At 60.7% G+C, this 23,737-nt stretch carries 23 protein-coding genes; 14 read left to right on the top strand and 9 right to left on the bottom strand.

The genetic code is table 11. The features are described from left to right. Positions 1–1,060: glutamate-1-semialdehyde 2,1-aminomutase (locus VKV28_02205; protein ID HLH75597.1), on the bottom strand; the 1,060-nt coding region annotated here is incomplete at its 3' end. A gap of 448 nt (positions 1,061–1,508) precedes the next feature. Between VKV28_02205 and dnaA the strand changes: the two genes are divergently transcribed. The 5 genes from dnaA to VKV28_02180 all read left to right on the top strand — a co-directional run bounded on the left by dnaA (position 1,509) and on the right by VKV28_02180 (position 7,366). Beyond that, entirely contained in the window at positions 1,509–2,858 is a 1,350-nt protein-coding gene (gene dnaA / locus VKV28_02200; GenBank protein ID HLH75596.1) for a chromosomal replication initiator protein DnaA, read from the top strand. 231 nt (positions 2,859–3,089) lie between these two features. Next, a complete protein-coding gene (dnaN, locus tag VKV28_02195) occupies positions 3,090–4,217 on the top strand; it encodes a DNA polymerase III subunit beta (GenBank protein ID HLH75595.1) in 1,128 nt (375 codons plus the stop codon). 94 nt (positions 4,218–4,311) lie between these two features. After that, complete coding sequence (locus VKV28_02190; GenBank protein HLH75594.1) at positions 4,312–5,355, top strand: DUF933 domain-containing protein; 1,044 nt, start codon at positions 4,312–4,314, stop codon at positions 5,353–5,355. 149 nt (positions 5,356–5,504) lie between these two features. Further along, a complete protein-coding gene (locus VKV28_02185; protein ID HLH75593.1) occupies positions 5,505–6,533 on the top strand; it encodes a lysylphosphatidylglycerol synthase transmembrane domain-containing protein in 1,029 nt (342 codons plus the stop codon). Positions 6,534–6,556: 23 nt separating this feature from the next. Next, on the top strand, positions 6,557–7,366 hold the full coding sequence (locus tag VKV28_02180) for a DUF4412 domain-containing protein (GenBank protein HLH75592.1): 810 nt from the start codon (positions 6,557–6,559) through the stop codon (positions 7,364–7,366). Positions 7,367–7,900: 534 nt separating this feature from the next. On the opposite strand, the gene VKV28_02175 is transcribed toward VKV28_02180, so the two are convergent. The 4 genes from VKV28_02175 to VKV28_02160 form a co-directional block, all read right to left on the bottom strand. Further along, positions 7,901–8,176, bottom strand: a complete 276-nt coding sequence (locus VKV28_02175) for a hypothetical protein (protein HLH75591.1) — start codon at positions 8,174–8,176, stop codon at positions 7,901–7,903. Positions 8,177–9,062: 886 nt separating this feature from the next. After that, positions 9,063–9,701 carry a DUF433 domain-containing protein gene (locus VKV28_02170; protein HLH75590.1) on the bottom strand — a complete coding sequence of 213 codons (639 nt, stop codon included), beginning with the start codon at positions 9,699–9,701 and terminating at the stop codon, positions 9,063–9,065. Positions 9,702–10,070: 369 nt separating this feature from the next. Next, positions 10,071–10,583 (bottom strand): transposase, encoded by a 513-nt coding sequence (locus VKV28_02165; protein ID HLH75589.1) that lies wholly within the window; start codon positions 10,581–10,583, stop codon positions 10,071–10,073. A gap of 9 nt (positions 10,584–10,592) precedes the next feature. Next, positions 10,593–10,775, bottom strand: a complete 183-nt coding sequence (locus tag VKV28_02160) for a hypothetical protein (GenBank protein HLH75588.1) — start codon at positions 10,773–10,775, stop codon at positions 10,593–10,595. Between the two features lie 14 nt (positions 10,776–10,789). Between VKV28_02160 and VKV28_02155 the strand changes: the two genes are divergently transcribed. After that, complete coding sequence (locus tag VKV28_02155) at positions 10,790–11,020, top strand: type II toxin-antitoxin system HicB family antitoxin (protein ID HLH75587.1); 231 nt, start codon at positions 10,790–10,792, stop codon at positions 11,018–11,020. Positions 11,021–11,419: 399 nt separating this feature from the next. Here the strand turns inward: VKV28_02155 and VKV28_02150 are convergent, their stop codons facing one another. Continuing rightward, a complete protein-coding gene (locus VKV28_02150) occupies positions 11,420–12,355 on the bottom strand; it encodes an LLM class flavin-dependent oxidoreductase (protein HLH75586.1) in 936 nt (311 codons plus the stop codon). 93 nt (positions 12,356–12,448) lie between these two features. Between VKV28_02150 and VKV28_02145 the strand changes: the two genes are divergently transcribed. The 3 genes from VKV28_02145 (at position 12,449) to gloB (ending at position 14,867) form a co-directional block, all read left to right on the top strand. Then, on the top strand, positions 12,449–13,192 hold the full coding sequence (locus VKV28_02145) for an MBL fold metallo-hydrolase (protein HLH75585.1): 744 nt from the start codon (positions 12,449–12,451) through the stop codon (positions 13,190–13,192). A 95-nt stretch (positions 13,193–13,287) separates the two neighbouring features. Next, positions 13,288–14,061, top strand: a complete 774-nt coding sequence (locus VKV28_02140) for an enoyl-ACP reductase (GenBank protein ID HLH75584.1) — start codon at positions 13,288–13,290, stop codon at positions 14,059–14,061. A 29-nt stretch (positions 14,062–14,090) separates the two neighbouring features. Beyond that, complete coding sequence (gene gloB, locus VKV28_02135; GenBank protein HLH75583.1) at positions 14,091–14,867, top strand: hydroxyacylglutathione hydrolase; 777 nt, start codon at positions 14,091–14,093, stop codon at positions 14,865–14,867. Between the two features lie 56 nt (positions 14,868–14,923). Here gloB and VKV28_02130 read toward each other — a convergent pair whose 3' ends face one another. Then, positions 14,924–15,658 (bottom strand): SDR family NAD(P)-dependent oxidoreductase, encoded by a 735-nt coding sequence (locus tag VKV28_02130; protein HLH75582.1) that lies wholly within the window; start codon positions 15,656–15,658, stop codon positions 14,924–14,926. 4 nt (positions 15,659–15,662) lie between these two features. After that, positions 15,663–16,997, bottom strand: a complete 1,335-nt coding sequence (locus VKV28_02125) for an FAD-binding oxidoreductase (protein HLH75581.1) — start codon at positions 16,995–16,997, stop codon at positions 15,663–15,665. Positions 16,998–17,244: 247 nt separating this feature from the next. On the opposite strand from VKV28_02125, the gene VKV28_02120 reads away from it, so the two are divergent. Then, positions 17,245–18,699, top strand: a complete 1,455-nt coding sequence (locus VKV28_02120; protein HLH75580.1) for a UbiA family prenyltransferase — start codon at positions 17,245–17,247, stop codon at positions 18,697–18,699. 40 nt (positions 18,700–18,739) lie between these two features. On the opposite strand, the gene VKV28_02115 is transcribed toward VKV28_02120, so the two are convergent. Then, positions 18,740–19,888, bottom strand: coding sequence for a glycosyltransferase family 4 protein (locus VKV28_02115; GenBank protein HLH75579.1), 1,149 nt, complete (start codon positions 19,886–19,888; stop codon positions 18,740–18,742). 295 nt (positions 19,889–20,183) lie between these two features. Between VKV28_02115 and VKV28_02110 the strand changes: the two genes are divergently transcribed. The 4 genes from VKV28_02110 (at position 20,184) to VKV28_02095 (ending at position 23,694) form a co-directional block, all read left to right on the top strand. Then, a complete protein-coding gene (locus VKV28_02110) occupies positions 20,184–20,963 on the top strand; it encodes an enoyl-CoA hydratase-related protein (GenBank protein ID HLH75578.1) in 780 nt (259 codons plus the stop codon). A gap of 8 nt (positions 20,964–20,971) precedes the next feature. Further along, a complete protein-coding gene (locus VKV28_02105; protein ID HLH75577.1) occupies positions 20,972–21,700 on the top strand; it encodes a Phenylacetic acid catabolic protein in 729 nt (242 codons plus the stop codon). Positions 21,701–21,715: 15 nt separating this feature from the next. Next, positions 21,716–21,916 (top strand): hypothetical protein, encoded by a 201-nt coding sequence (locus VKV28_02100; GenBank protein ID HLH75576.1) that lies wholly within the window; start codon positions 21,716–21,718, stop codon positions 21,914–21,916. 155 nt (positions 21,917–22,071) lie between these two features. After that, complete coding sequence (locus VKV28_02095; GenBank protein ID HLH75575.1) at positions 22,072–23,694, top strand: benzoate-CoA ligase family protein; 1,623 nt, start codon at positions 22,072–22,074, stop codon at positions 23,692–23,694. The last annotated feature ends 43 nt before the right edge of the window (positions 23,695–23,737 follow it).

Below are 23,737 nucleotides of genomic sequence, written 5' to 3'. Positions count from 1 at the left end.
GCAAGCCGGCTTCCAATTGCTCACCCATTCGCTCCAATCGCTCATAAGCGCCGGGTTGCTTGAGCAGCGCGAGGGTTTCCAAACCGGCTCTTACCGATAGCAGGCTGCCCGATAGCGTGCCGGCCTGGTACACCGGCCCCTCGGGCGCCAGCAAATCCATGATTTCGGCCGGGCCGGCGACGGCGCCAATGGGATTTCCTCCGCCGATGATCTTGCCCAGCATGATAAGGTCCGGAGCGCCGCCGTAAAGCTCGTGACAAGTACCCAGGCGTAGGCGAAAGCCGGTGATGACTTCGTCACAGATCAGCAAAGCGCCGTGGCGGTGAGCCAAGTCGCTCAAGCCGGCCAGAAAACCGGGCTGAGGCGCCACCACCCCCATGTTGGCGGCCACCGGCTCGACAATGATCGCCGCCACTTCGCCACCATGCCGCTCCAAGAGACGCTGAACCGAAGAAAGATCGTTGTAGGTGGCGATCGAAGTCAACGCAGCCAGTTCCACGGGAACGCCGCGGCTGTCGGGCACGCTCAAGGTCATCGGGCCCGACCCCGCGCGCGCCAGCAGCGCGTCGCTATGGCCATGGTAGCAACCGTCGAACTTGATGATCCGCGCCCGGCCGGTGGCCGCGCGGGCCAGCCGCAACGCGGTCATGCCAGCTTCGGTCCCGGAGCTGACCAGGCGCAGCTTGCCAGCCGCCGGCACCAGCGCGCAGATCTCCTCAGCGAGCAGGACCTCGGCCAGAGTCGAGGCGCCGAAGCTTAACCCGCGCGCGGCCTGTTGCGCGATCGCACCAACGACACGCGGGTGGGCATGCCCGACGATTGTCGGCCCGAAAGCGCCGACGTAATCGATTAGGCGGTTACCGTCCTCGTCCCACACGTAGGCACCGGCGCCCTGGGTGATAAACCTAGGAGTCGCATCGACCGCTTTGAAGGCGCGCACGGGCGAATTCACCCCGCCGGGCAAATGGCGGCGCGCGCGCGCGAAGAGGGCTTGCGAGAGAGCCTGTTTCATGGTGTTCAAAAAGCCAGTCCAGACCGCGGCGATCTCACGATGAAGCATCCAAAGTGCCTGGCGCCCAAGCTGTTTTTCATTTTCGCTTTAGAGCGCCCGGCCGCCAGGATACTGGTCCATCGCGTTCGTGCTCTTTTTTTACACTAATCCCGCGCACTTTCCAAAAATCTTAGCTGATGCGCTTGCGCAGCCCTTGCAAACGGCCTATCAATTCAGCTTCGCCGCTGAAGCCCATGCGGTTTTTGGCTGCAGCGTATCGATGGATGCGCCGTGGTTTCCAACACTTTGGACTGTCACTAGCACGGCTTGCCTGACGCGCAAGTCAAAGCGGGAGCGCGGCTCCCCGGGCAGGTTTGCACGATCGACATCTTGTGCAGAATCAAAATGTGGTCCGGACAATGACAAAATCAGGTTATGCACAGTTGTGGATAACTCTGTGCGTAAGTTGCCGCGCCCACCTGGTTTGTGGCGGGCTTGAAAATGGCCGGAGGAACTGATGGACGGCATGTGGCAACGGGTCAGCGAGCGCTTGCGCGAGCGCTTGGGTGCGGTGGTATTCGAGACCTGGATCGACCCGCTGGTATACATGGGAATTCAGGACAGCACCTTGCAATTGCAGGCCCCCAACAAATTTTTTCGCGATTGGGTCTGCGACCGCCATCTGGAGGAAATTCTCCGTACCCTCAACGCCGAAAGCGATCGCGCACTTAAAGTAAGCGTGGTGGTGAGCCAAAATGGCCAGCCGCCACCGGTCCGCAGCACATCTCACGCCGTGCTCAACGCTCCCGCGCCGGCCCCGGTGATGGCCAATCGCCGTTCTCAGTTGAATCCGCGCCTTACTTTCGCCGAATTTGTGGTCGGCTCTAGCAACCAGTTTGCTCACGCCGCGGCTCAGGCCGTGGTTCTCCAACCGGGCGAAAAATATAATCCACTCTTCATCTACGGTGGTGTCGGCCTGGGCAAAACCCACCTGGCCACCGCAGTGGGCCACAGCTTGCAAAGCGAAGGGCGGCGGCGGGTCTTGTTTTTGCCCGCCGAAATCTTCATGAACGAGTTGATCAGCTCGTTGCGCCGCGATCGGATGAGCGAATTCAAGGACAAGATGCGGCGAGTGGACGCTCTGATCCTGGACGACGTCCAGTTTTTGGCCGGCCGCGAGCGCACCCAGGAGGAATTTTTTCACACCTTCAATTCACTGCACGCCGAGCGGCATCAGATCGTCCTCACTTCGGACAAGGCGCCCAAGGATATCGCTGGCTTGGAAGAGCGCTTGCGCAACCGCTTTGAGTCCGGCCTAATTGCCGACATCGCACCGCCCGACCTGGAAACGCGGGTCGCCATCCTGCAGAAAAAAGCCGCTCAGGAAAACCTCCATCTGTTGCCCGAGGTGGCGCTCTACGTCGCCCAGAATGTCTCCTCCAACGTGCGCGAGCTCGAAGGCTGCCTGACTCGTCTGGCCGCCTTTGCCTCGCTCAACAAATGCGCCCTCAGTGTGGAATTCGCGCGCCAGGCGCTGCGCGATTTAATCCGCGATCAGGAAACCAAACTGGACATCGATCTGATTCAGCAGCGAGTCTCGGAATTCTTCCATATCCGCCTGACTGACCTGAAATCCAAGAAACGCACCCAACACATCGCCTTCTGCCGCCAGGTCGCGATGTATTTATGCCGCAAGTTGACCGATAGCTCCTTTCCTACCATCGGCGAACGCTTCGGACGTGACCACTCCACCGTTATTCACGCCTATAACTTGATCGCACGCCGAGTCACCAATGATTCGGGTTTTCGCCATTCGATCGAGAAAATCGAACGCGACCTCAAGAGCGTACGTTCCGACGCAGCCTGATTGTGGACACGGCTGTGGGTAAAATCGGTACGGCTGTGGACGACCGCTTGGATTCACCCGGGTGCCAAGCTTTACGCTTGACTGCCGCGATAGTGCGGTCGTCTCCTACACAGCATGGCGACAGCTACTTGGCGCCGATGGGCAAGGGTTATCGGCCGTTATCCACAAATCAACAAGCGCTACTGGTCTTACTGAATTTATTTTAAGATCAAGATCTAAGAAGAAATAGATATGGAACTGAGCATCGAGCGAAGCGTTCTCCTGAGCGGTCTGGGCTTGGCCCAGGGAATTGTCGAGCGGCGCAATACCGTCCCCATCTTGAGCAATGTTCTGCTCGAAGGGAAAGCCGCGCTGTTGTCTCTAATGGCAACCGACCTGGAAGTTGGATTGCGCTCCCAACTCGCGTGTAAAAACCTCAAGCCGGGAGTTATCACCCTCAACGCGCGCAAGCTGTTCGAGATCGTGCGCGAGACCGAGGCCAACGAGATCGCAATCAAATCATTGGAGGGCGATTGGGTCGAAATCAAATGCGGCCGTGCCCGCTTCAAAATGATGAGTCTGGATCCCCGCAGTTTTCCCGCGATGCCCAGCGTGGCAGAACAACCCAACCGGGGAGCAGGCTCGACCGCGACTTTGAAAATCGCGGCCAGCGCGCTGTCGGCGATGATCGATCAGACCATCTTTGCAGTCAGTCCCGACGAGACCCGCTACAACCTGAGCGGGGTTTTTATCGAAGGCAAGGAAGGAGAAGTTAGAATGGTGGCCACCGACGGCCATCGTCTGGCGTTGGTGGATCGTCCCTGCGTGGGATTCAGCTTGACCAAGGGCGCGATTTTGCCCCGCAAGGGACTGGGCGAACTCAGACGTCTGCTCGACCAAGCGGGCGATGCTGAAGTCAGCCTAACCTTGGAGAGTCAGCTTGCTTGGCTGCGCCACGAGCAGACCGAGGTCTCGATGCGCCTGGTGGAAGGCGAGTTTCCCGATTACCGGGGGGTGATTCCCAGCTCTTCCAAATACCTGGTACGGGTTGCGCGCGAAGCTTTTCTGGCCGCTATCAAGCGTGCCGCCATCTTCTCCAGCGAGCGGTACCACGGCATCCGCATAGCGCTCAGCCGCGGCATGCTTACGGTTTCCTCGACCAGCCCCGAACTGGGCGAAGCCAGCGAGACCATCGACGTGGATTTCAGCGGCGACGAGTTCAGCGTCGGCTTCAACGCCTCCTACCTGATGCAGGCGCTGGGCGTAATCCCGCCCGCCGACGAATTGGAACTAGCGGTCAGTGACGAAGTCTCGCCCGGGGTGTTGAGTCCTGCCGATGATGCCAGCTTTCGCTACGTTGTCATGCCGATGCGACTGTAGACGCGGACTGCTCGCGAATCTGACCATCACTCCGTTCCTAACGTGTAGTTGACGAAATTTGTCCCAACAGCGTTCATAGCTTACCCTGGGAAAAGTGAAAGCCGGAATTATTGGTGCTCGCGGCAGTGGCAAATCGACCGTGTTCCATGCCCTGACCGGGCTGGAGCCGCAAAGCGGCGCAGGACCGAAAAATCGGGCCAGGCCGGGGCAGATAAAGGTTCCCGACCCCAGGCTGGACGAGCTGGAGCGGATCTACCGCGCCCCCAAGAAAGTCTCGGTCGAACTGACCGTGATCGACTTCGCACCGGGCATCAAGGAAGAAAAACCCGGGGCTGCGCTGGATTCCACATTGATTCCCCTGATGCGCGATCTCGACGCGATCCTGTTTGTAATTCCTCGCTTCAGTGGCAGCGCGGTCAGTCTTCTAACCGCTCTGGAGGCGTTGGAAAGCGAACTGATATTTGCCGATCTGGAACAGGTGGAACGACGTTTGGAGCGGCTGCGCAAGGAACGCGTGGTTGACGAGATCGAGCGCGCCGCGCTGCAGTTGGCCCTAACTCAGTTGGAACAAGGTCGACCCCTGCGCTGCCTGCAATTGCAGCCCCAGGAAGAGCGCGTTCTATCGCATTTTTGTTTCCTGTCCCAAAAGCCCGCTCTGGTTGCCCTCAATGAGGACCCGGAGGTTAGCGTCACCGGCCTGGCGCCTGCCGAAGTCGAGCTGTTTGCCAGCCATGGCTTGGAGGCACTGCCGATAGCGGCTGCTTTTGAGGCGGAACTATGGGAGTTGGCTGAAGACGCCAGAGGCGAATTATTGCGCGAGGCGGGCTTGTCGGCGCCCGCCCGCGATCGCCTGATCGCCGCGCTGTTCGCGCGCCTGGGACTGATCACCTTCTACACCGCGGGCCCTCCCGAAGCCCACGCCTGGTCGCTGCGCGCCGGCTCCAGTGCGCTGGAGGCGGCAGGTAGAATCCATAGCGACATCGCGCGTGGATTCATCCGCGCTGAGGTAATCGGTTATGCCGATTTTATCGCTCACGGTTCGGAAGCTGGGGCGCGCGCGGCTGGCAAGTTGCGCCTGGAGGGCAAGGAATACGTGATGCAGGACGGCGATATAATTCATATCCGCTTTAAGATTTAATTGCATCCTTATTTGTGACTCGACCAGTGCGCGGGCGCCAACAGGGCGCTGAAGGCGCTCGCGTTACTTGCGGGCGGCCCGGCTGGCTGCGACAATGAGCCTTCCACAGTTATGCAAAATTCCAATTTCTCCCTGACAGCTCTCCACTGATGCGCCGCCTTGAGACGCTGCTCGTTGTCCTCGGCTTCGCCTTCTACATCTGGCTGCTCAAGTGCCTAGGACTTCACACCGTCGCCCAATACGTGCGCGTGGTAGGTCTGGGATTGCTTCTGACCATTGCGCTGGAAGCGCTTGCGCGCATTGCCAATACCCTGGGTTGGCGCATCGCTGTCACCCAATGTCCGGCGGAGCTGGACTTTGCCCATCTGTTCGCCGCCCGTATCGCGGGCGAGGCGATCGACTACACTACTCCCTCTGCCCAACTGGGCGGGCAATTCGTGATGGCCTTGATGGTTCGTCGCCGCCTGGCCTTGGCCGCGGGTTTGGCCAGCGTGGTAGTAGCCGCGCTCGCCGAGGCGGTGGGTCAGATCGGATTTGTGCTGGGCGCTCTTATGCTATCGGCGCGGCTTGCCGCCACCGTCCACAAGTTGTTCTGGCCGTTGGTGGGCGGTTTGAGTCTGACCGTGACATTGGCGGTAGGTTTCTACCTGATCCAGGTCAACAGGCCTTTCTCCCGTCTTTGGAAGGTGGCTGCCAAACTGGACTTGGCTGCCATCGCCACCGACGCGATCGCCCGCTCCTCGGAGGTTGCCGATCGCTTGCTGGCGGAGTTTTACCAGCGACATAAGCCGCGGCTGTTGGCCTCGTGCCTGTGTTATCTGGCAGCCTGGAGCCTGGGTCCGCTGGAAATCTACCTATTGCTGGGTTTTCTCCATCAGCCTCGCACCCTAGAGGTGGTTCTCCTGACGGAGGCTTTGGGTATTTTGATCGAGCGGGCGACGTTTATGATTCCGGCCAAGCTGGTCAGCCAGGAGGGAGGTAAGGCCCTGATTTTAGGGCTGCTGGGTTATCCCCCAAGCATTGGCTTTGCAGTTGGGCTGCTGCGCCGGATAAAAGAGTTGTTCTGGGTCCTGGCGGGGTTGACCATCTTTGGCCTTTACCGATGGGGCGAGCGGCAGGCACCGGCCGAGCTGGGGGAAATCGCCGCGCGGGCGCCCTTGGCCGAGTCAGCCGAGTAAACTTCGATCTCAAGGAGCACTCAATGAAGCGCTTGCTTTTACTGATCACTGCCATTTTGACGTTGGGGTGGGTCACTCTAAGCTGGGCCGGAGTGGTTATCACCCAGCAGACGGTCACCGACGCCATCAATGGCCATCACACCAGCCAACGTACCTTGATGATTCAGGGCAAGATGCAAAAGACCGTGATGAATCGTCAAGTCATCCTGATCAATCTCACCAACAACACCATGACCTTGCTTGACCCCGACCATAAGACCTATCTGCAGATGCCGTTTCCGCCCAAGCGCATGGCGGCCGCGATGCAAAGTGTCAACGGTATGGCGCCCAATCTTAAGAAGACCGGCGTGAGCAAAACCATCGCGGGCTACCGCTGTTATGAATACAAGGGCGCTGGCTCTTCGGCGATGGGCGAGTACACGGTAAGCGGCTGTTTTGCTCCCAAGGCTCCTGGCGCCAGCGAGTACGACGCCTTCAGCCGCGCGCTCTCGCGCCGGCTCAGGGCAAGCTCGGTGGCCACCATGTCGCATCCCGACGGCATTCCACTGACCATGGTCACCACGACCAAGATTACCAACTTCTCGATGCTGGGGCTCAATCCTCAGCAGGCGCAAGCGATGGCGCAGCAAATGGCGGGTCGTCCGCCGGCCAAGAGCACCATGATCACCACCGCTATCGACATGCGTGATTTGCCCGCCAGCACTTTCGAGATTCCCAGCGACTACACCAAGACCAGCATGCCGCCGATGAGCGGTTCGAGGATGGGCGGACCGCTGATGATGGCGCCGCCGCGGGGACCCGCCGCCGCTCCCACGCCCTATCGCGGCGAGTAGAGAGTCGGCGCCCGGCGCCGCTCTTCTCCAAGTTGACTCGCAAAGGCCCCGCGATTCCGTCCGCGGGGCCTTCCTCTGTGCGCGGCTCAACGATCCCGCTCCGCGGTTGTAAAGCCGGCAAAGCATGCCTTATTCTTGCCCGATGGCGGATCGGGCCAAAAATCCAGGGCTGGAACTGCTCGAAAGAAAGGTCGATGAGCTTGGACTTCGGCGCGAGGCCGAAGATGAATTGGCTCAGATTCTCATCGAGCAAAAGATCGCCAGATTGCGCAAGCGTCGCGGCTCACCCAGGCGGCGCTCGCCCAGCGGTCGGGCGTAAGCCAGCCAATGATCGCCCAGATCGAATCCAGGGAGCTGAACAATCTGACGCTGAAGACGCTGGCAAGAACGGCGCGCGCGCTCGGAGCCAGTCTCAAGATGGATTGGAACGTGCCATGTCGCCCATAATCGCCGATATTTGCGCAAGCGGCGAGATCGATCGCCCGAGCAGGACGCTACGGCCGACTACCGAAGGCGCATGGACCAGCCGGGCCTCTACGCGGCGCCACGGCGCCGCGGCGCTCGAATCGGGCGGATGAGCACCTCGGCTGGAATGCCGAAGCGCTCGTTGAGCCGCCGAATCATCTCAAGCGAAAGACCTCGCATGCGGTGCATCACTTCATAAACGCGACTGCGACCGCCGACCACGCCCACGAGCGCCCGATGATCCAGCCCCTGCTGCTCAAGCCGGAACTTGATCGCCTCGATCGGATCGGGTGCGTCCATCGAGAAATGCTTATCTTCGTAAGCCTCGACCAGCGTCGTCAGCACATCGAGGCGATCTCCTTCCGGAGTTCCTTCTTTGGCGCCCCATAGGCGTTGGATCTCACGAAGCGCTGCCTCGTGGTCAGCTTCATTCCGAATCGTCTTAATCTCCATACCGAAACGTCCTCGCGTCAATCCCGTCGTAGTCCCGGTGCGTCCTGACCCACTTGATGAACACGATCTGACGCGCGTAGTCGATTGCCGTCACCAACCGGTAATCGTTCCCCTTGATGTTGAACACCGCGCGGTCGGAGACGATGCTCGCAGTCGCATAGCTCTGCCTCACCTCGGCTGAGTTTCGCCATCCTGCTCGCCGGACTTCGTGAAACCAGGCGTCCAAGACCGCCTTGACCGCCCGCTCAGCCCTATCGCGGCGAGTAGCGCATCGGCTCCCGCCGCCGGGTGGTTGTCTTAATATACTTGACCGGACAGGCGTGCTAGATTGCCGGGTAACGTGACAGGCACATGCGGTTAACCGATGCGGTTACCAGATTTTTAGCCACTCCTCGGTGACGTCGACTATGAGCCTTTTGTCTTGCTCGTGCTGTCTTTGGTCGTGCGCAAACACGATCAGATTGTGACATCTAGTTATCCGTTCTCGGCCACGCGGCTCGGAACATTCAAAGGCGATCATTCCAGCATATCGAAAGCGAAGATTATTATTGTGAGGTCTTCGGGAAATTAGGCTACGAAAGTGCCGCCGGTTCCAGGTTACGCATATCAGCCGATGATGATCCGCAAACTGTACGACAACAGGATCGGGACTCTTTGGCGCTAATTCCTCGACGACGTAGAGGACTTCGTGTTTTTGTGCAGAAAGGAACTCGCTAACGTCCTTCGGCACACACTCGTCGATCAAAAGGCGCATCGGCAAGGGTGTGGAGGCGTGAACTCAGCCTGTTGCCTTCTTCTTGACCCTTAAGTTTTCCCACTGAATGGCGGCTTCAACGTCCTTTATTGTCAAGCGCGGAAACTGCTCTATAATTTTAGCTTTGCTATATCCCGCCTTGTGATACTCCCAAACTGCGGATGTCGGTATCCGCGTTCCGGCAATGACATGAGCATTTCTCATTATAAACCGGGATTGGTCGATCTTGCCGATGGACCTAGTTCTCCGGCCCATTCGCGCCAAGTTATTTTCGATCTGACGCGCAATCGCACGCACTTTAAATAGTGGCCGTTGGCCCATTGGCTTCATCGCAACGGTATCTTTGGTCTCGGGATCGACAAAATAGATTCCATGATCTTCGCCCACGTAAAACGCCACGCTAGACCAGTCTGCGCCGTCCGTATCTTTGAGCTTCCGCTCAATCAGGCGAAGGCTGTCCAATCCAACCCCATATTTGTTGCGTAGAATGCTGATGGTGCGCAGTCCTACGACATCGCGAAATGAATAGAAGTACCTGAATGCACCGGCCCCTTCGGACGTTTGAGGCTGAAAGACCCCAGTCCGCCTCCAATAGCGGAGTTGGCTACCAGAGATTTTAGCTAGCTGGCAAACCTGATCCGCGCTGAAGAACCCGAACTTCATATGCTGGGAGAATATGTCAACAGCAGCTACAAACCCAAACGGGCAGCACGCCAACAGAAAAAACCCGGAGAAAACCGACGGTTTTCTTACGTGGGTTCACCTTTTCGATGGGTTTTGGGCTTTCTTGCTCTTATCTGCCGGTATTTCGTTTCTTGTCTATCTATTTCGGCCTTGGGAACAGGAACAACTGCACGGGCGAAGCGTTTGAGCCGCTCGAACGACGATAAATCTTCGGGCTTTGTGCGCTTTGTGCTCTATGTTAAGTTTACCACGCTTCCCGCGTCCCTGTCGTGGGCTATAAAAGGGGCAATCGGGGCTCGGCTTCCTTGCCGGTCAGATGGCCCTAGGTTGGGGTGCAGGCCAACTGCTTTACCGGCCCCGCCCGTGCTCGTGATTTTTTCCTTCTTGTTCTTGTGCATGTTTCGGGCGAGGCCGCCGATAAAAAGACTCGTCTACTTCACACTCCCCTGACACTTTCTCAAATGTTCCGCTTTGCATGGCGAGGCGGATGCGATGGTCCATGAACCAAGCGGTCTTTTGGGTCACTTTAAGGTCGCGGGCGCTCTCGTACGAACTGACGCCGTTCTTACAGTTCACCACCAGCCACATTGCGCAGAACCACCTGTCCGAGCCGATAGACGAATCCTCGAAAACCGTTCCAACCTTGAGCGAGAACTTGCGGCGCGGGTGCTTCTCTGCGCAGCGCCAGACGTTGCCGCTCGGCAGATAGGTAACCTTTTCGGACTGGCAGTAAGGGCATTTCACCTTACCGTCAGGCCAGCGAATCTTGGCCATGAACTTCTGGCAGTTCTCGAAATCGCTGAAATAAACAATCGCTTCCTGGAATGTTCGCGGGACGCTGGGTCCGGTCAAGTATATCATCGCTCTAATCTAATTTGAACGAGATTCCTGAATCAGCTTCACGCCAGCATAAACACCACCGAGCGCCGCGATTGCGATGCCGATCGCGTTCGCGCCGCTGTTTTCCTCACCCGCAGTGATGCTTCCAACAAACCCAGCCCAAATGCAGCCGAGTAGACCAACAATCAACGCGATCCAGCCGAAGACTTTCATTTGTCACCATTGCGATGCGCATTTATGACTTCAAGGTGTTTCTGGAACCGGACGAAACCGGGGGCTACGTGGCCGTTTGCCCGGCGCTGTCGGGTTGCTACAGCCAGGGCGAAACAGTGACCGAGGCGATGGCGAACATCCGAGAGGCGATCGAGCTCTGCCTCAAAGAGATGCGCGAGAGAGGCGAACCCATTCCCGATCCGTCCGGGGTGCTCGTCGGCACGGTCGTGGTGACGGCTGAGTGAGTGACAAGCCGATCGTCTCAGGCCTGGAAGCCGTCCGAGCTTTCGAGCGCCTGGGCTACCTGGTAGTGCGCCAACGCGGGAGCCCACATTCGTCTGCGCCATCCCAGCGATCCCGCGAGGCTGCCGCTTACCATCCCGGAACATCGGACGCTCAAGCCTCTCACGAAGCGCTGCCTCGTGGTCAGCTTCATTCCGAATCGGCTTAATCTCCATACTGAACCGTCCTCGCGTCAATCCTGTCGTAATCCGCGTGGGTTCCGATCCACTTGATGAACGCCGCTGGGGATAACAACGAAAGGCGAGTGCGGCGGGGCGTTCGTTGGTGGGACGGGCGGCCCTGTCCGTCGTTGAGGCACGAGCGTTCCGGCTCGTGCTTCTGGTTAACATCGCCGGCATTTGTCAGGTCGCCAAGTGGCGGCCGATGGCTTCGACCTGGGCCGGCCATTCATCCGGCGCGGCCATCGGCCACAGGACGAATTTGTCCAACCCCACCGCTTCATAAGCGGCGATCCGTTCGCGAATGTCCGCCGCGCTGCCAAAGGCGCCCCGTTCGCGAACCGCCTCGCCCTGGGCGCCCATCAGGGCCAGAAACGGTTCGGCCTCCTGGCGCGCCCGCGCCTGCGAGGTGGAAAGCCGGCAGCGCACGATGATTCCCGCTTCGATCCGAGCGCTGGCGCGACCATACTGGCGGGCGAACTCACGGATCGAATTCATGTTGGCCGCGAACTCCGCCGGCGACTGGACCGAGGCAAAATAGCCGTCCGCAATTCGCGCCGTGCGCTTGAGGGCGGCTTCGGATTTGCCGCCCACCCAGATATCCAGCGTGCCGCTATCATTATTAGTACGCCGCCGCGGCCGGGGCTCAATCGTCAGATGATCGAAGTTGTAGTGGCGGCCGTGGAAGCTCACGTCGGCGCCGCGCCACAGCGCGCGCAAAATCGCTATGCCCTCGTCCAGCCGCTGACCGCGTCCTTGCACCGGAACTCCGCAGGTGGCGTAATCGGTCAGATTGTTGCCTGTCCCCACTGCCATCACCATCCGCCCCTGCGAGAGATAGTCCAGGGTGGCGAAGGCCTTGGCGACCAGCACCGGATGGCGCAGATTGAGCAGCAACACGCTGGGTCCCAACTTGATCGTGGAAGTATGCGCGGCCAGCATCGCCAGCGTCGCGACCACATCCAACTCCGGGCTTGAGCTGCTTACATGGTCGGACAGCCAGAAAGAGTCGAGCCCCCAGTCCTCGGCCCGCCGCGCGACCTCGATCAGCGCGGTCGCGGAGGGCAGCCCCAGGCGCCACTGGCCCAAACCGATGCCGATCTTAATGCGGTCAGGCATGTTTAAAGCTCCCGGGTAAGCTTGTGCGACCCAATCTCCAAGTCTCACAATAGCACTAATGAGTAAGTTCTGGGTCGAGGCCAAGGGTAAGCCATGGCGGTGACGCTGACGGTGCTGGGCGCCGGCGATGCCTTTGCCAGCAAAGGCTATTTTCAGGCCAGCTATCTGTTGGACGCGGGCGAGAAGCGAGTTCTGTTGGATGCAGGGCCCACCCTGCTGACTGCGCTCAAACGCGTGCGCGTGGCCACCAACAGTATCGACCTGGTGCTGATCAGCCACCTGCATGGCGACCATTTCGCCGGTCTGCCCTTTCTCATCCTGGAATATCTCTACGAAAATCCGCTTATGCGGCGCCTGACTATCGCCGGACCGCCTAAGCTTGCCGAGCGCACCTGGACGCTGTTTCGCAACTGCTACCCGGAGACCGATGCGAGTTTGGTGCGTGATCGGATAGATTTCGTGACGATGCCAGCCGGCGGCGAGGTCACGGTGGCGGGAGTCCCGGTGCGGACCATGCGCACTCCGCATATGGTCAATGAAACCTCACTGGCCTTTCGGGTAAGCCTAGGTGGGCGCACGGTGGTCTTTTCCGGCGACAGCGGTTGGACCGACGAGCTGATCGAATTTTCGGCGGGTAGCGACCTGTTCCTATGCGAATGCACTTATTTCGAATCGACCCAGCTGCGCTTTCATATTAATTATCCGGAGCTGTGGGATAACCATACGCGTTTGAGCACGCGCCGGCTGGTGATGACTCACGTCGGCCGCGAGGTCTTGGAGCATGCCGCCGAGGTCAAGCTGGAGATGGCCCACGACCTCATGACGATCCAAGTTTAAACAGGCGGCTTTTGCCCGCGCCGGTTGCCGGGGTATGGTGACGGCGCGAGCGCGACTTGCGCTTGTTATCTTAAGCCGCGGAGGCAGCGATTGGGATGGGTATTACCGAAGGCAAGCGCGCGCTGGTCATTGGCGTGGCCAACGATAAGAGTCTGGCCTGGTCGATTGTGCAGAACTTGACCGCTCAGGGCGCCCAGGTGGGGCTGACTTATCAAGGGGCAGTGCTGGAGCGGCGGGTACGGCCACTGGCGGAGCAGGTAGGGGCCACTGTGCTGGGCGAGCTCGACGTCGGCAACGATCAGCAGATAGGCTCGCTCTTCGAGCGCGTAGGTTCGCTATGGGGTGGGCTGGATTACCTAGTCCACGCGGTCGCGTTTGCCCAACGCGAGGATCTCCGCGATCGCTTTCTCAACGTCAGCCGGGCCAACTTCGCCAGCGCGCTGGATATCAGCGCCTATTCGCTGGTGGCCCTGGCGCGCGCGGCCGAGCCCCTGATGGCACCGCGCGGCGGCGGCTCGATCGTGGCGCTCAGCTATCTGGGCGCGGTGCGCGCTGTCCCCAACTACAATGTCATGGGCGTGGCCAAGGCCGCATTGGAGGCCTGTGTTCGCTACCTGGCCCTGGACCTGGGAGCCAATAACATTCGGGTCAACGCGATCAGCGCGGGCCCGGCCCGCACCCTGTCCTCTTCCGCGATCAAGGGCTTTCACGAGATGGCGCACGAGGTCGAGCAGCGCTCGCCGATGCGGCGGATGATGGCGCCCGAGGAAGTAGGCAAGATGACCACCGCCTTGCTCAGTGATCTCGGCAGCGGTGTCACCGGCCAAACCATCTACGTTGACGTCGGCTATAGTATCGTAGGGCTGTAAGCAGAGCTGTACCGGAGGATTTGACAGCGATGGCGATTATTGCGGTGCCGCAACTCAAAGACAATTACGCCTATCTCCTAAGCGACGACCAAAGCGATGAGTGCGCGGTGGTCGATTGCGCCGAGGCCGACAAGGTTCTGGCCGCCGCTAAAGCCAACGGATTACGCCCCAGCACGGTGCTTTCCACCCATTTTCACCGTGATCACGTCGGCGGCAACCTCGATCTGGCCGCTGCGGTGCCCGGCCTGCGGGTGTACGGCGCGCGCGCCGAAAACGGACGTATCCCCGCGCTGACCGATCCGGTCGATGACGGCGACGAGGTGCGGGTGGCCAGCCTGCGCGGGCGCGCGATTGGTATTCCGGCGCATACCAACGGGCACGTGGCCTATTATTTTCCTACGATCAAAGCGGTCTTTACCGGCGACACCCTGTTTATCGCAGGGTGTGGGCGACTATTTGAGGGCAAGGCCGATACCATGGTCAACTCGCTGGCCAAGCTGATGGCTCTGCCCGATGACACCGCGGTTTATTGCGGCCACGAATATACTGAAAACAACCTGCGGTTCGCGCTGACCCTAGAGCCGCACAATCCCAAACTGGTCGAGAAATATGCCTGGGCACGCGGGATGCGCGAGCAGGGGCGTTTCACCGTGCCCTCCACGGTGGGCGCGGAAAAACAGTTCAACCCCTTCGTGCGCACAGAGAGCGAGGAGATTCGGGCTACGTTAGCCCACCTGGATCCGGCTCTGCCTAGGGATTCGGTGGCGATTTTTGCCCGCATTCGCCAACTCAAGGATAATTTCTAGCCGACGGGCGGCGCGGCTACCCGAGATCCCCGTGCTGCCGCCGCCAAGGGGCTGGATTAAAAGCTCAGGCGTTGAAAGATGCGCTCGGGAATCAGCCTGACGATCGCCATGATTGGTCGCCATATCGCGGGTACGAAAACCACCAGGTGTCCCCGCCGAAAGTCACGGTAGATCGCGGCCGCGGCGGCGGCCGGGGTAATCCCCTTAGGGCCTTTGCGGCCCCAGCTCATTCGCGTATCGACCAGTCCCAGCTTGACCGTCATGACCGTAACGCCCTTGGGGCGCAACCGGGCGCGCAAGCCCTGGCTAAACAGCGCCAATGCGCCCTTGGCGCTGCCGTAAATGTAATTGGGCCGGCGGCCGCGTTCTCCCGCCACCGATCCGATCACGATTATGAACCCGTGGCCCTGCCGCTCAAGGCGGTTGGCGGCCAAAGTCAAAAGCGAAACCGCGCCCGCATAGTTGGCATTGACGATAGCCAGCGCGGCAGCCGGATCACGTTCGGCGTCGTCCTGATTGCCCATTTCGCCGAAACAAAGCACCACCCCGTCCAATCCCTCCAGCGCGGCGGCGGCCTGCGCGATCAGCGTTGAGTGGGAAGCGAACTCGGTGGCATCGAAGCAAAGCTGATGGATGGTGGCGGCGGTGCGCAAGCGCAGGTCTGCGCCGATGCGCTCCAGCTCGTCGTGGTCGCGCGCCGCCAGGCACAAGCGCGCGCCGGCGCGGGCGAATTGCAGCGCCAGCTCGCGCGCGATGATCGAGGTGGCGCCCAGTATGAGGATCTTGTCCATGAGCTTAAGCCCGATCGATCTCCAACCGACGGCTCAGGCTGGAGGCCAAGCGATGGTCGGGATCGAGACGGTCGCGGATCGCGCGGAAGCGGGGCAGCTCGGGATACATCTGGCGCAGTTGCGCGGGCTGCAAACGGGCGTCTTTGGCCAGATAGACCCGGCCCCCGTGAGCCACGATCAGCCTATCGAGCTGCTCCAGAAACTCCAGCAGGCCGCGGCGCATCGGAAAGTCCAGGGCCAATGTGTATCCCTCCATCGGGAACGACAGAATCCCCTCCTGCGGCCCAAAGCGCTTGAGCACGGCGAGAAAGGAGCCGCGCCGGCTATGGCTGATAGCGTCGAGTAGCTCGATGAGCGCCTTTCGGCCGTTGGCCAACGGCCATACGCATTGGTACTGCACGAAACCCCGCCGCCCGTACAAGCGGTTCCATTGTTCGATCGAATCCAGTGGGTAGAAGAAACTGTCGTAGTCGCTGATGTGGGTGCCGGCGCCATGGCGCTGAACCCGATAATACAGCTCGTTGAAGGCTCGAACGCTGACGTTATTGAGCAGCAGGCCGGGCAGATCGACGGGCAAGCGATGGCGGGTGCGCGGCGCAATTCTCCAAGGCTGCTCGCGCTGAGCGGGGGCGAGTGCCTGGGGCGAAACGAAATCGCCTGCCATCACGATGGCGCGTCCCATCGCGCGTCCCCGGCTTAAGCAATCGATCCAGGCCATCGAATACTGATGGCTATCGACCCGATCGAACAATTCCAAGGCTTGATCGAGATCGCGCGCTGGCAACGTTTCCACGTTCAAATACGCGCTGCTAACCGGGCGCAACCGCAATTCGAGTTCGGTAATGACTCCCGTCAGTCCCATTCCTCCGGCGGTGGCCAGGAACAGATCGCGGTCCTCGGGGGTGCATCTACGCAGCTCGCCGTTGGGCAGTATCAGTTTGAAGCTTGTGACGTGGCGAGCGAAGGAGCCCTCGCGATGGTGGCTCTTACCGTGAACGTCGGCCGCCAGGGCGCCTCCCAGGGTGACGAATTTTGTCCCTGGCGAGGCGGGGGGAAAAAAGCCGCGCGGCAGGAAGACCGCGATCAGGTCGGCGAAAGTCACACCGGCCTCGCAGCAGACCAGACCCCTGGGGTCGAAACTCAGGATGCGGTTGAGCCTTTGCAGGTCGATCACGGCGCCGGTTTGGTTGAGCGCCGCATCGCCATAGGCCCGACCCGCACCGCGCGCCACCAGGGTTGACACTGGCAGACTGAAGAGCGCAGTCATGTCGCGCGCGCGCTCGGGCCGATATACGGCGCAAGAGGCGCGCGGATAGCGACCCCATCCACTAAGAGTCATCTGCCGGGCGATCATGGGACAACGTACCAGCCGCGCTTGAAGCCGTCTTCCACGACCCCGATTCATAGCACATCACGGCGGATTTCATCGGCCGATCGCGGGAGGAGCTGGCAGGAGACTGGAGCCGTAGGCTAAAAGCACATACACTGAATTTTCGCGAATCTACTATAAATAAGGGGTCGAGCGAGCTTATAACATTGAACTGCCTTTACCCCGCCCGTCTGTAGCGAATGACTTCGCAGGTCCGATGTTAGAGCGCGGGTTACCTCCCGAGCCGGGCCGCGCCGATACGTCGGAGGCGGTGCTGTGCGTCGATCTCGACGGCACCTTGGTCAAGTCCGATACCCTGGCCGAGCTGATTCTCCAACTCCTGCGACGAAGCCCTCTTTATATCTTGCTCCTGCCCTGGTGGCTGATGAGTGGGCGGGTAAGGTTCAAGGCCGAGCTGATGCGGCGGGTGGGGTTGCGGGTGGATCTGTTGCCTTATCGCGCTGAGCTGCTGGAGTTCATCCGGCGCGAGCGCCAGCGCGGCCGCAGGGTAGTGCTGGTCACCGCTGCGCCGCTGGAATTGGCGCGCCAAGTCGCCGAGTATCTGGGCGGTTTCGACGAGGTCATCGCCACGAGCAGCACGCTTAACGTGGCCGGGGCGAACAAGCGAGACCTGATGGTAACCACCTTTGGCGCCGGCCAGTTCGACTATATTGGCAACGCCAAGGCGGACGTGGTCTGCTTCCAAGCCGCACGCCGCGCGTTGGTCGCCGCGCCGCAGTGGCGTTTGCGGCGCTGCCTGCATGATGGCAGGCTCCAGGTCGCGCGCTACTTCGATCCGCATCCAGCCACCCTACGGGCTGTGGTTGGGGAATTGCGGATCAGTCAGTGGGGTAAGAACCTGCTGGTTTTCCTCCCCCTGCTGCTGGCTCATAAATTCCACGACGGGCCTCGCCTACTTAACACCGCGTTGTTCTTCGGCACGCTCAGCTTGACCGCCTCGGCTGGCTACCTGATCAACGATCTGCTCGATTTGGAAGCCGACCGGCTCCATGCGCGCAAGCGCTTTCGTCCGTTGGCCGCGGGTACTATCTCGGGATGGGTCGGGATGGCCGCGTTGCCGCTCCTGCTGGTGCCAGCTTTGGGCTTGAGCCTTGCCGTAGGTTGGCCGCTGACCCTATGCCTGCTCGGCTATCTGGCCGGTACCTTGATTTATTCCTTCTATGCCAAGCGCATTGCGGTGCTGGACGCACTGGCGCTCGCCGGGCTTTATACCTTTCGCATCCTGGCCGGAGGGATCGCGGCCCGAGTGCCTATCTCACCATGGATGATGGCGTTTTCGATGTTCTTTTTTCTCAGCCTGGCCTTTCTCAAGCGCTATTCCGAGATGCGCGCAAGCACAACGGTGGCGGACAACCGGCGCGGGTACGGGCCCGCCGATCTCGAGCAGATCCGGCTGTTTGGGACGGTGGCCGCGTACGTTTCGACCCTGGTCCTGGCGCTTTATGTCAGTGGTAACGATGTGGCCCTGCTGTATTCCAAGCCCCAATGGCTATGGCTGCTTTGCGTAGTCGTGATTTATTGGCTCAGCCGGGCCTGGCTGCTGGCCAGCCGCGGAGAGCTCGAAGATGACCCCTTTTTGTTTGCGATGACCGATCCGCAGACCTACGGCCTTGGGCTGGCGATTATCGGGATTATGTTGCTTGCCTTGTGACCCTGCGGCCAGCCGTCCTGGACTGGTATCGGACGGAAGATTACCCGCGAAGCAGGGTGGCGAAGAACTCCAGATGGCGGCGGGCGACCACGGGCCAGGCGTAGTGCGTGCGCGCTCGCTGCAATCCGCGCCGAGCAAGTTCTGCGCGTCGCGCGGGACTTTCCAGCAGCTCGGCCAGCGTTCGGCGCCATTGCTCACCGTCATGCTCGCCAACGATCGCGCCGGCATCTTCCACGACGTAAGGGATCTCGCCGCTGTCGCTGGCGATGACCGGCAGACCGCAGGCGAAGGCCTCGATCAGCATCCGCCCGAACTGCTCGCGCCATGAAGCAGTACTCTGGCTGGGTGCGGCCAGCAGGTCCATCGCATTGAGATAGGCAGGGACGCCGTCATGAGCGACGCCGGTCACGACACGTACCCGCTCGGCGTGACGCGTGGCCCAGGCGCGCAAGCTTGGCTCCATCGGGCCGCCGCCCACCCACAGCGCGCGCCAGGGGGTGGTCAACTCGTCGAGCGTGTCCATCAGCAGGGCAAGCCCCTTGGCGGCGACGAAGCGGCCGAGAAAGCCCACAACCGGCGGGCCCTCCTCTTGCCAACCCAGGCGGTTACGAATGGCGCGGCGGGCGGCTCGATCGGGCTTGAAACAGTCCAAATCAACGGCCAGGGGAATCACAAGATGCGGTTTGCGATCCCAGCCGCGGCCAAGCTGGGTTTGCGCGACGCTTTGCCCGCTTGCCAACCAGCCGGCGCAGCGGCGCGTGCACATCCGTTCGATCCAGGAAAATGGCGGCGGATATTTTTTGGCCAAGTTCTGAAAAGTGTAGAACACCAGCGGAGCTGATTGGGGGCACCAGCGCGCGATTTGGCCGCCGGCCATCACATAAGGCTCTTCCCAACAATGCACCAGGTCCCAGGGCTGACGCAGCAGGGTGCGCAGGCGGCGGCCATAAAAGAACAGATGGGGTAGCCGGCTTAAATGAGCCGTGACCGGGAACAAGTGACAGCGCTCGCCGGGGTAGGGTTCGAGCGCGATTGGGCGCAGGTCGCCATGGAAAAAACGGGGCGCAACTGCCGTCACTTCCCACTCTACGCCGCCCGCCACTGCCAGCTCGTGCGCCAACCTGCGGTTGAGAGCCACGCAGTAGGAATGGGCGATAGAGAGCAAGCGGCGCGGCCGATGGGCGCTCACGAGAAGGCTCCAAGCATGCTCAGCGAGTGGAGCAAAAGCTGGCAAGGAATCATGGAAGCTGAATATCGCGCGCTGAACAGATTGCCCGCAAGTGGGTCAAAACAGCGCGCGGCAGTCTCATGAAGATCTCCCGCTTGCGCCGGGAAAGAGGTTTGCGCTATTGCTTTTGTTATCAAGGGTGGGAGAAAGCTGCGCTCTTTGACCGTGCCACCCGCTTCCCTGCCGCGCAAATCAGAGCGGAGGATTGCGCGGTTGCCAGCGCCATCGCTCACGCCCCAAATCTTTGAAAGGCTGCATGTATACCACCATCAAGTTCGATTTGCAGGATGGGATTGCCACCGTCGCGCTCAATCGCCCGGAGAAGAACAACGCGATCTCGATGGAGATGCGTCATGAGTTTCGGGCGCTGGCCGAGGAATTGTTTTCCAACGACGCTATCCGGGTGGCGATCATCACCGCCACCGGTAAGGCGTTTTGCGTGGGCGCGGACCTGGCCACTTTCGACCCGGACTGGAACACCCCCGTGTTCCGCCGCAATACTCGCCTGTTGACCAGCTTTTTCGCTGATCTGGAGGCGCTTGAGAAGCCGGTCATTGCGGCCATCAACGGCACCTGCGTCGGTGGAGGGCTGGAACTGGCGCTGGCCTGCGACCTGCGGATCGCCGCGCGTTCGGCCCGCTTCGGTTTTCCCGAAAATAACATCGGACTAATTCCTGGGGTGGGTGGATGTTCCAAGCTGGCAAAGCTGATCGGCTTTGGGCGAGCCAAGGAGCTAGTCCTGACCGGCGAGATTATTCCGGCCGAGGAAGCGCTGCGCTATGGTTTGATAGGACGCGTGGTCGATGACGACGTCTTGATGGATCAGGCCCGCGGGTTGGCCGAGCGGCTGTGCGCGCGCGCGCCGCAGGCGCTCGGGATTGCAAAGCGGGTACTGCAGAACACAGTCAGTGCCGATTTGCAGACCGGGCTTACGATCGAGAGTTTCGGTCAATCCATCCTGCTCAAGACCGCAGACCATCGCGAAGGTATCGCGGCCTTTCGCGAGAAGCGTCGTCCCAAGTTCCAGGGCCGCTGAGGAAAATCATGGAGACACCATTCCGAGATAAGGTGGAAACCGCCGAGGTGGCAAAAATGCCGGCGGAATACCAGGATCTGCTAAAACGTGTTCTGACCATCCAGGCCGATTGTGAAATCGGCGGCCCGCATCTGTACCTGGAGAACATTTTGCCTGCCTTGGAAAGCCGCCTGGACCGCCTATTGGTGGTGCGCACGGCCGCCGAGGAGGTGGATCATTTCCGCCAGATTGCGCGCTTGGCCGGCGATTTGGGTGCCGACGTCTCCTTCCTGCTGAGCCGGCCCAATCGCGAGCGCTACGTTGATGCCTTTCGTGGCGCCATCCGCAACTGGGAAGAGTTCGCCATTTTCGGCTTTCTGATCGACCGGGTGGGGCGCTACCAGTTGGAGGAATTCGTGGGCTGTAGCTATGCCCCGCTGGACCGTATCCTGCCCCAGATTGTGACTGAAGAGGCCGGTCATATCGAGTATGGGCAGAACCTAACCGCGGAATTCGCGGCCCGCGGTGGACAAGCTAAAGAAAAAATTCAGCAGGCTCTCGATGTCTGGTATCCCAAAGCGCTGGACATGTTCGGAAGCGATAGCTCGCGGCGCTCCGAGCGCTACCGTCATTGGGGCCTCAAGCGGCGCACCAATAAGCAGGCGCGCGAGGAATATATACGCGAGGTCAATCCGTTGATCGAAGCGATGGGCTTGAGCGTTCCCGATCCCAATCGGGGGCGCAAGTTCGCCAATTAAATCGGAGCCAAGCCCATGACCACCATGGCCAATGCCGAAGCTCTCGACGCATACATGTATCAGCTTGTGCGCGCGCTCCATGGCGCGGTGCGCAGCGCCTTGCCCCACGTCAACGACGATCCGCAACTGGTCGATCGTACGCTCCAGGACTGCGGCGAAATTCTCGACGTCATCCTCAAGGGAGACGTCGCGCAGTGGCTGGCCGACGAAGACTGACGACAACGCCATTGCCGATTGTGGCGGTTTGATTGGGATGGTTTGCCGGCTGCATCGAGATAGACGTGGCGTTTCGTCCGCGCGCGATCATTGCAAGAGTGTGACGGCCGCGGCGCGTTTAGTCGCGGCCTAGTCGATTGTCCCAGGTGAGCAGGATGGCGCAGACGCGCAAAGCCATCAGTTTGGCGGAGCTGACCGGCGAAGGATTGGAGCAGACGCGCGCCTGCTGGGCTCAGCTGCCGGCACAATACAACGCTGCCAGTCACTTCATCGACCGCCATTTGAATGAAGGCCGGGGGGCGAAAATCGCCTTCATCGATGACCGCGGGCCGCATTCCTACGCCGCCTTGGCGGCACGCGTCAATCGCGCCGGCAACGTATTGCGCTCCCTGGGCGTGCGGATGGAAGAGCGGGTGATGCTGTGTCTGCACGACAGTGTCGATTTCATCGCGCTGTTTTGGGGCGCGGTCAAGATTGGCGCGGTGCCGGTGCCGGTCAATACCCTGCTCAAGCCCGCCGATTACGACTTCATGTTGCGCGACAGCCGCGCCCGAGTATTGGCAATTTCCGCCGACGTTGTTGAACGTGTTGAGCCGCTGCTGGCCAATCATGCCGGGTTGCAGGCCGTGCTGATTTGTGGCTCCGGCGATGGCGCCGTGCGCGGTCGCGACTTCGAGGCGCTCAGCGCACAGGCGGCGGCCGAGTTGACTCCGGCGCCGACCAAGCCCAGTGATACGCTCTACTGGTTGTATACTTCGGGCACGACGGGCGCGCCCAAGGGGGTGATTCATCGTCATGCCGATATACTGCATAGCGCCCAATTGCTGGGTGAAAAGACCCTTGGTATCGGGCCCGACGACGTGATTTTTTCCGCCTCCAAGCTCGCCTTTTCGTACGGCTTGTGTTGCGCCAATGCCTTCCCCTTGCATGCGGGCGCAAGCGCGGTCCTGATGGCGGGGGCGCCCAGTGTGGACAATGTGGCCAGCGTTATCGCCCGCCATCGGCCCACTATCTTTTGCTCCGTCCCGACTCTTTACGCGCGCCTGCTTGGACATCCCATCGCCAGCCAGCCAATGGCAGGACAGCGGCTGCGCTTTTGCCTGTCGGCCGGCGAGCCGCTGCCCGAGGCGATCGCGCGTCGTTGGAAGGAGCAGGTGGGAGTGGAAATTCTGGATTGTATCGGCACTACCGAGACTCTCCTGATGTTCATTTGCAACCGACCCGATGATGTCCGCTACGGCAGCAGCGGCAAGCCGATCGCCGGCTGCGAGGCGCGCCTGCTGACCGCCGAGGGAGCTGAGGTCGAGGCGGGTGAGGTGGGCGATTTGTGGGTTTATTCGCCTTCCACCGCCGCCGGCTATTGGAACAATCCCGGCCTGTCGGCCCGCACCTTTGTCGGCGGATGGTCGCGCACCGGCGATAAGTACTGGCGCGACCCGCAAGGGTATTATCGCTACGCCGGCCGTGCTGATGACATGCTCAAGGTAGGTGGCATCTGGGTCTCGCCCTTTGAGGTCGAGGCTACTCTCAGCGCCCATCCTGAGGTGCTTGAGGCGGCGGTGGTGGGTGCGCTCGACGATGACGGTCTGACGAAGGCTAAGGCCTTCGTGGTGCTCAAGAAGCCTGCCGCGGCCTCGCCGGCGCAGGCCGAGGCGCTACGGGAATTTGTCAAAAGTCGCTTGGCCCCCTTCAAATGTCCGCGCTGGGTGGAATTCTTGCCCGAACTGCCCAAGACTGCCACCGGCAAAATTCAGCGCTTCAAGCTGCGCCAAGACTGATCGCCCGGCGCCGGTCACGAACTAAGCTGTGGCGGCGGAAAGC

The sequence above is a fragment of the Candidatus Binataceae bacterium genome, from assembly GCA_035294265.1.
Classification (GTDB): Bacteria; Desulfobacterota; Binatia; order Binatales; family Binataceae; genus DATGLK01.
Note: the sequence above shows the minus strand (reverse complement) of the source record. Positions and strands in the feature narration are given on the sequence as shown.

Excerpts from the sequence above, each read along its gene's own strand:
- dnaA (HLH75596.1), top strand. The coding sequence starts at position 1,509 with ATGGACGGCATGTGGCAACGGGTCAGCGAGCGCTTGCGCGAGCGCTTG.
- dnaN (HLH75595.1), top strand. The coding sequence starts at position 3,090 with ATGGAACTGAGCATCGAGCGAAGCGTTCTCCTGAGCGGTCTGGGCTTG.
- VKV28_02185 (HLH75593.1), top strand. The coding sequence starts at position 5,505 with ATGCGCCGCCTTGAGACGCTGCTCGTTGTCCTCGGCTTCGCCTTCTAC.
- VKV28_02180 (HLH75592.1), top strand. The coding sequence starts at position 6,557 with ATGAAGCGCTTGCTTTTACTGATCACTGCCATTTTGACGTTGGGGTGG.
- VKV28_02170 (HLH75590.1), bottom strand. The coding sequence starts at position 9,701 with ATGAAGTTCGGGTTCTTCAGCGCGGATCAGGTTTGCCAGCTAGCTAAA.
- VKV28_02165 (HLH75589.1), bottom strand. The coding sequence starts at position 10,583 with ATGATATACTTGACCGGACCCAGCGTCCCGCGAACATTCCAGGAAGCG.
- VKV28_02160 (HLH75588.1), bottom strand. The coding sequence starts at position 10,775 with ATGAAAGTCTTCGGCTGGATCGCGTTGATTGTTGGTCTACTCGGCTGC.
- VKV28_02155 (HLH75587.1), top strand. The coding sequence starts at position 10,790 with ATGCGCATTTATGACTTCAAGGTGTTTCTGGAACCGGACGAAACCGGG.
- VKV28_02150 (HLH75586.1), bottom strand. The coding sequence starts at position 12,355 with ATGCCTGACCGCATTAAGATCGGCATCGGTTTGGGCCAGTGGCGCCTG.
- VKV28_02145 (HLH75585.1), top strand. The coding sequence starts at position 12,449 with ATGGCGGTGACGCTGACGGTGCTGGGCGCCGGCGATGCCTTTGCCAGC.
- VKV28_02140 (HLH75584.1), top strand. The coding sequence starts at position 13,288 with ATGGGTATTACCGAAGGCAAGCGCGCGCTGGTCATTGGCGTGGCCAAC.
- gloB (HLH75583.1), top strand. The coding sequence starts at position 14,091 with ATGGCGATTATTGCGGTGCCGCAACTCAAAGACAATTACGCCTATCTC.
- VKV28_02130 (HLH75582.1), bottom strand. The coding sequence starts at position 15,658 with ATGGACAAGATCCTCATACTGGGCGCCACCTCGATCATCGCGCGCGAG.
- VKV28_02125 (HLH75581.1), bottom strand. The coding sequence starts at position 16,997 with ATGACTCTTAGTGGATGGGGTCGCTATCCGCGCGCCTCTTGCGCCGTA.
- VKV28_02120 (HLH75580.1), top strand. The coding sequence starts at position 17,245 with ATGTTAGAGCGCGGGTTACCTCCCGAGCCGGGCCGCGCCGATACGTCG.
- VKV28_02110 (HLH75578.1), top strand. The coding sequence starts at position 20,184 with ATGTATACCACCATCAAGTTCGATTTGCAGGATGGGATTGCCACCGTC.
- VKV28_02105 (HLH75577.1), top strand. The coding sequence starts at position 20,972 with ATGGAGACACCATTCCGAGATAAGGTGGAAACCGCCGAGGTGGCAAAA.
- VKV28_02100 (HLH75576.1), top strand. The coding sequence starts at position 21,716 with ATGACCACCATGGCCAATGCCGAAGCTCTCGACGCATACATGTATCAG.
- VKV28_02095 (HLH75575.1), top strand. The coding sequence starts at position 22,072 with ATGGCGCAGACGCGCAAAGCCATCAGTTTGGCGGAGCTGACCGGCGAA.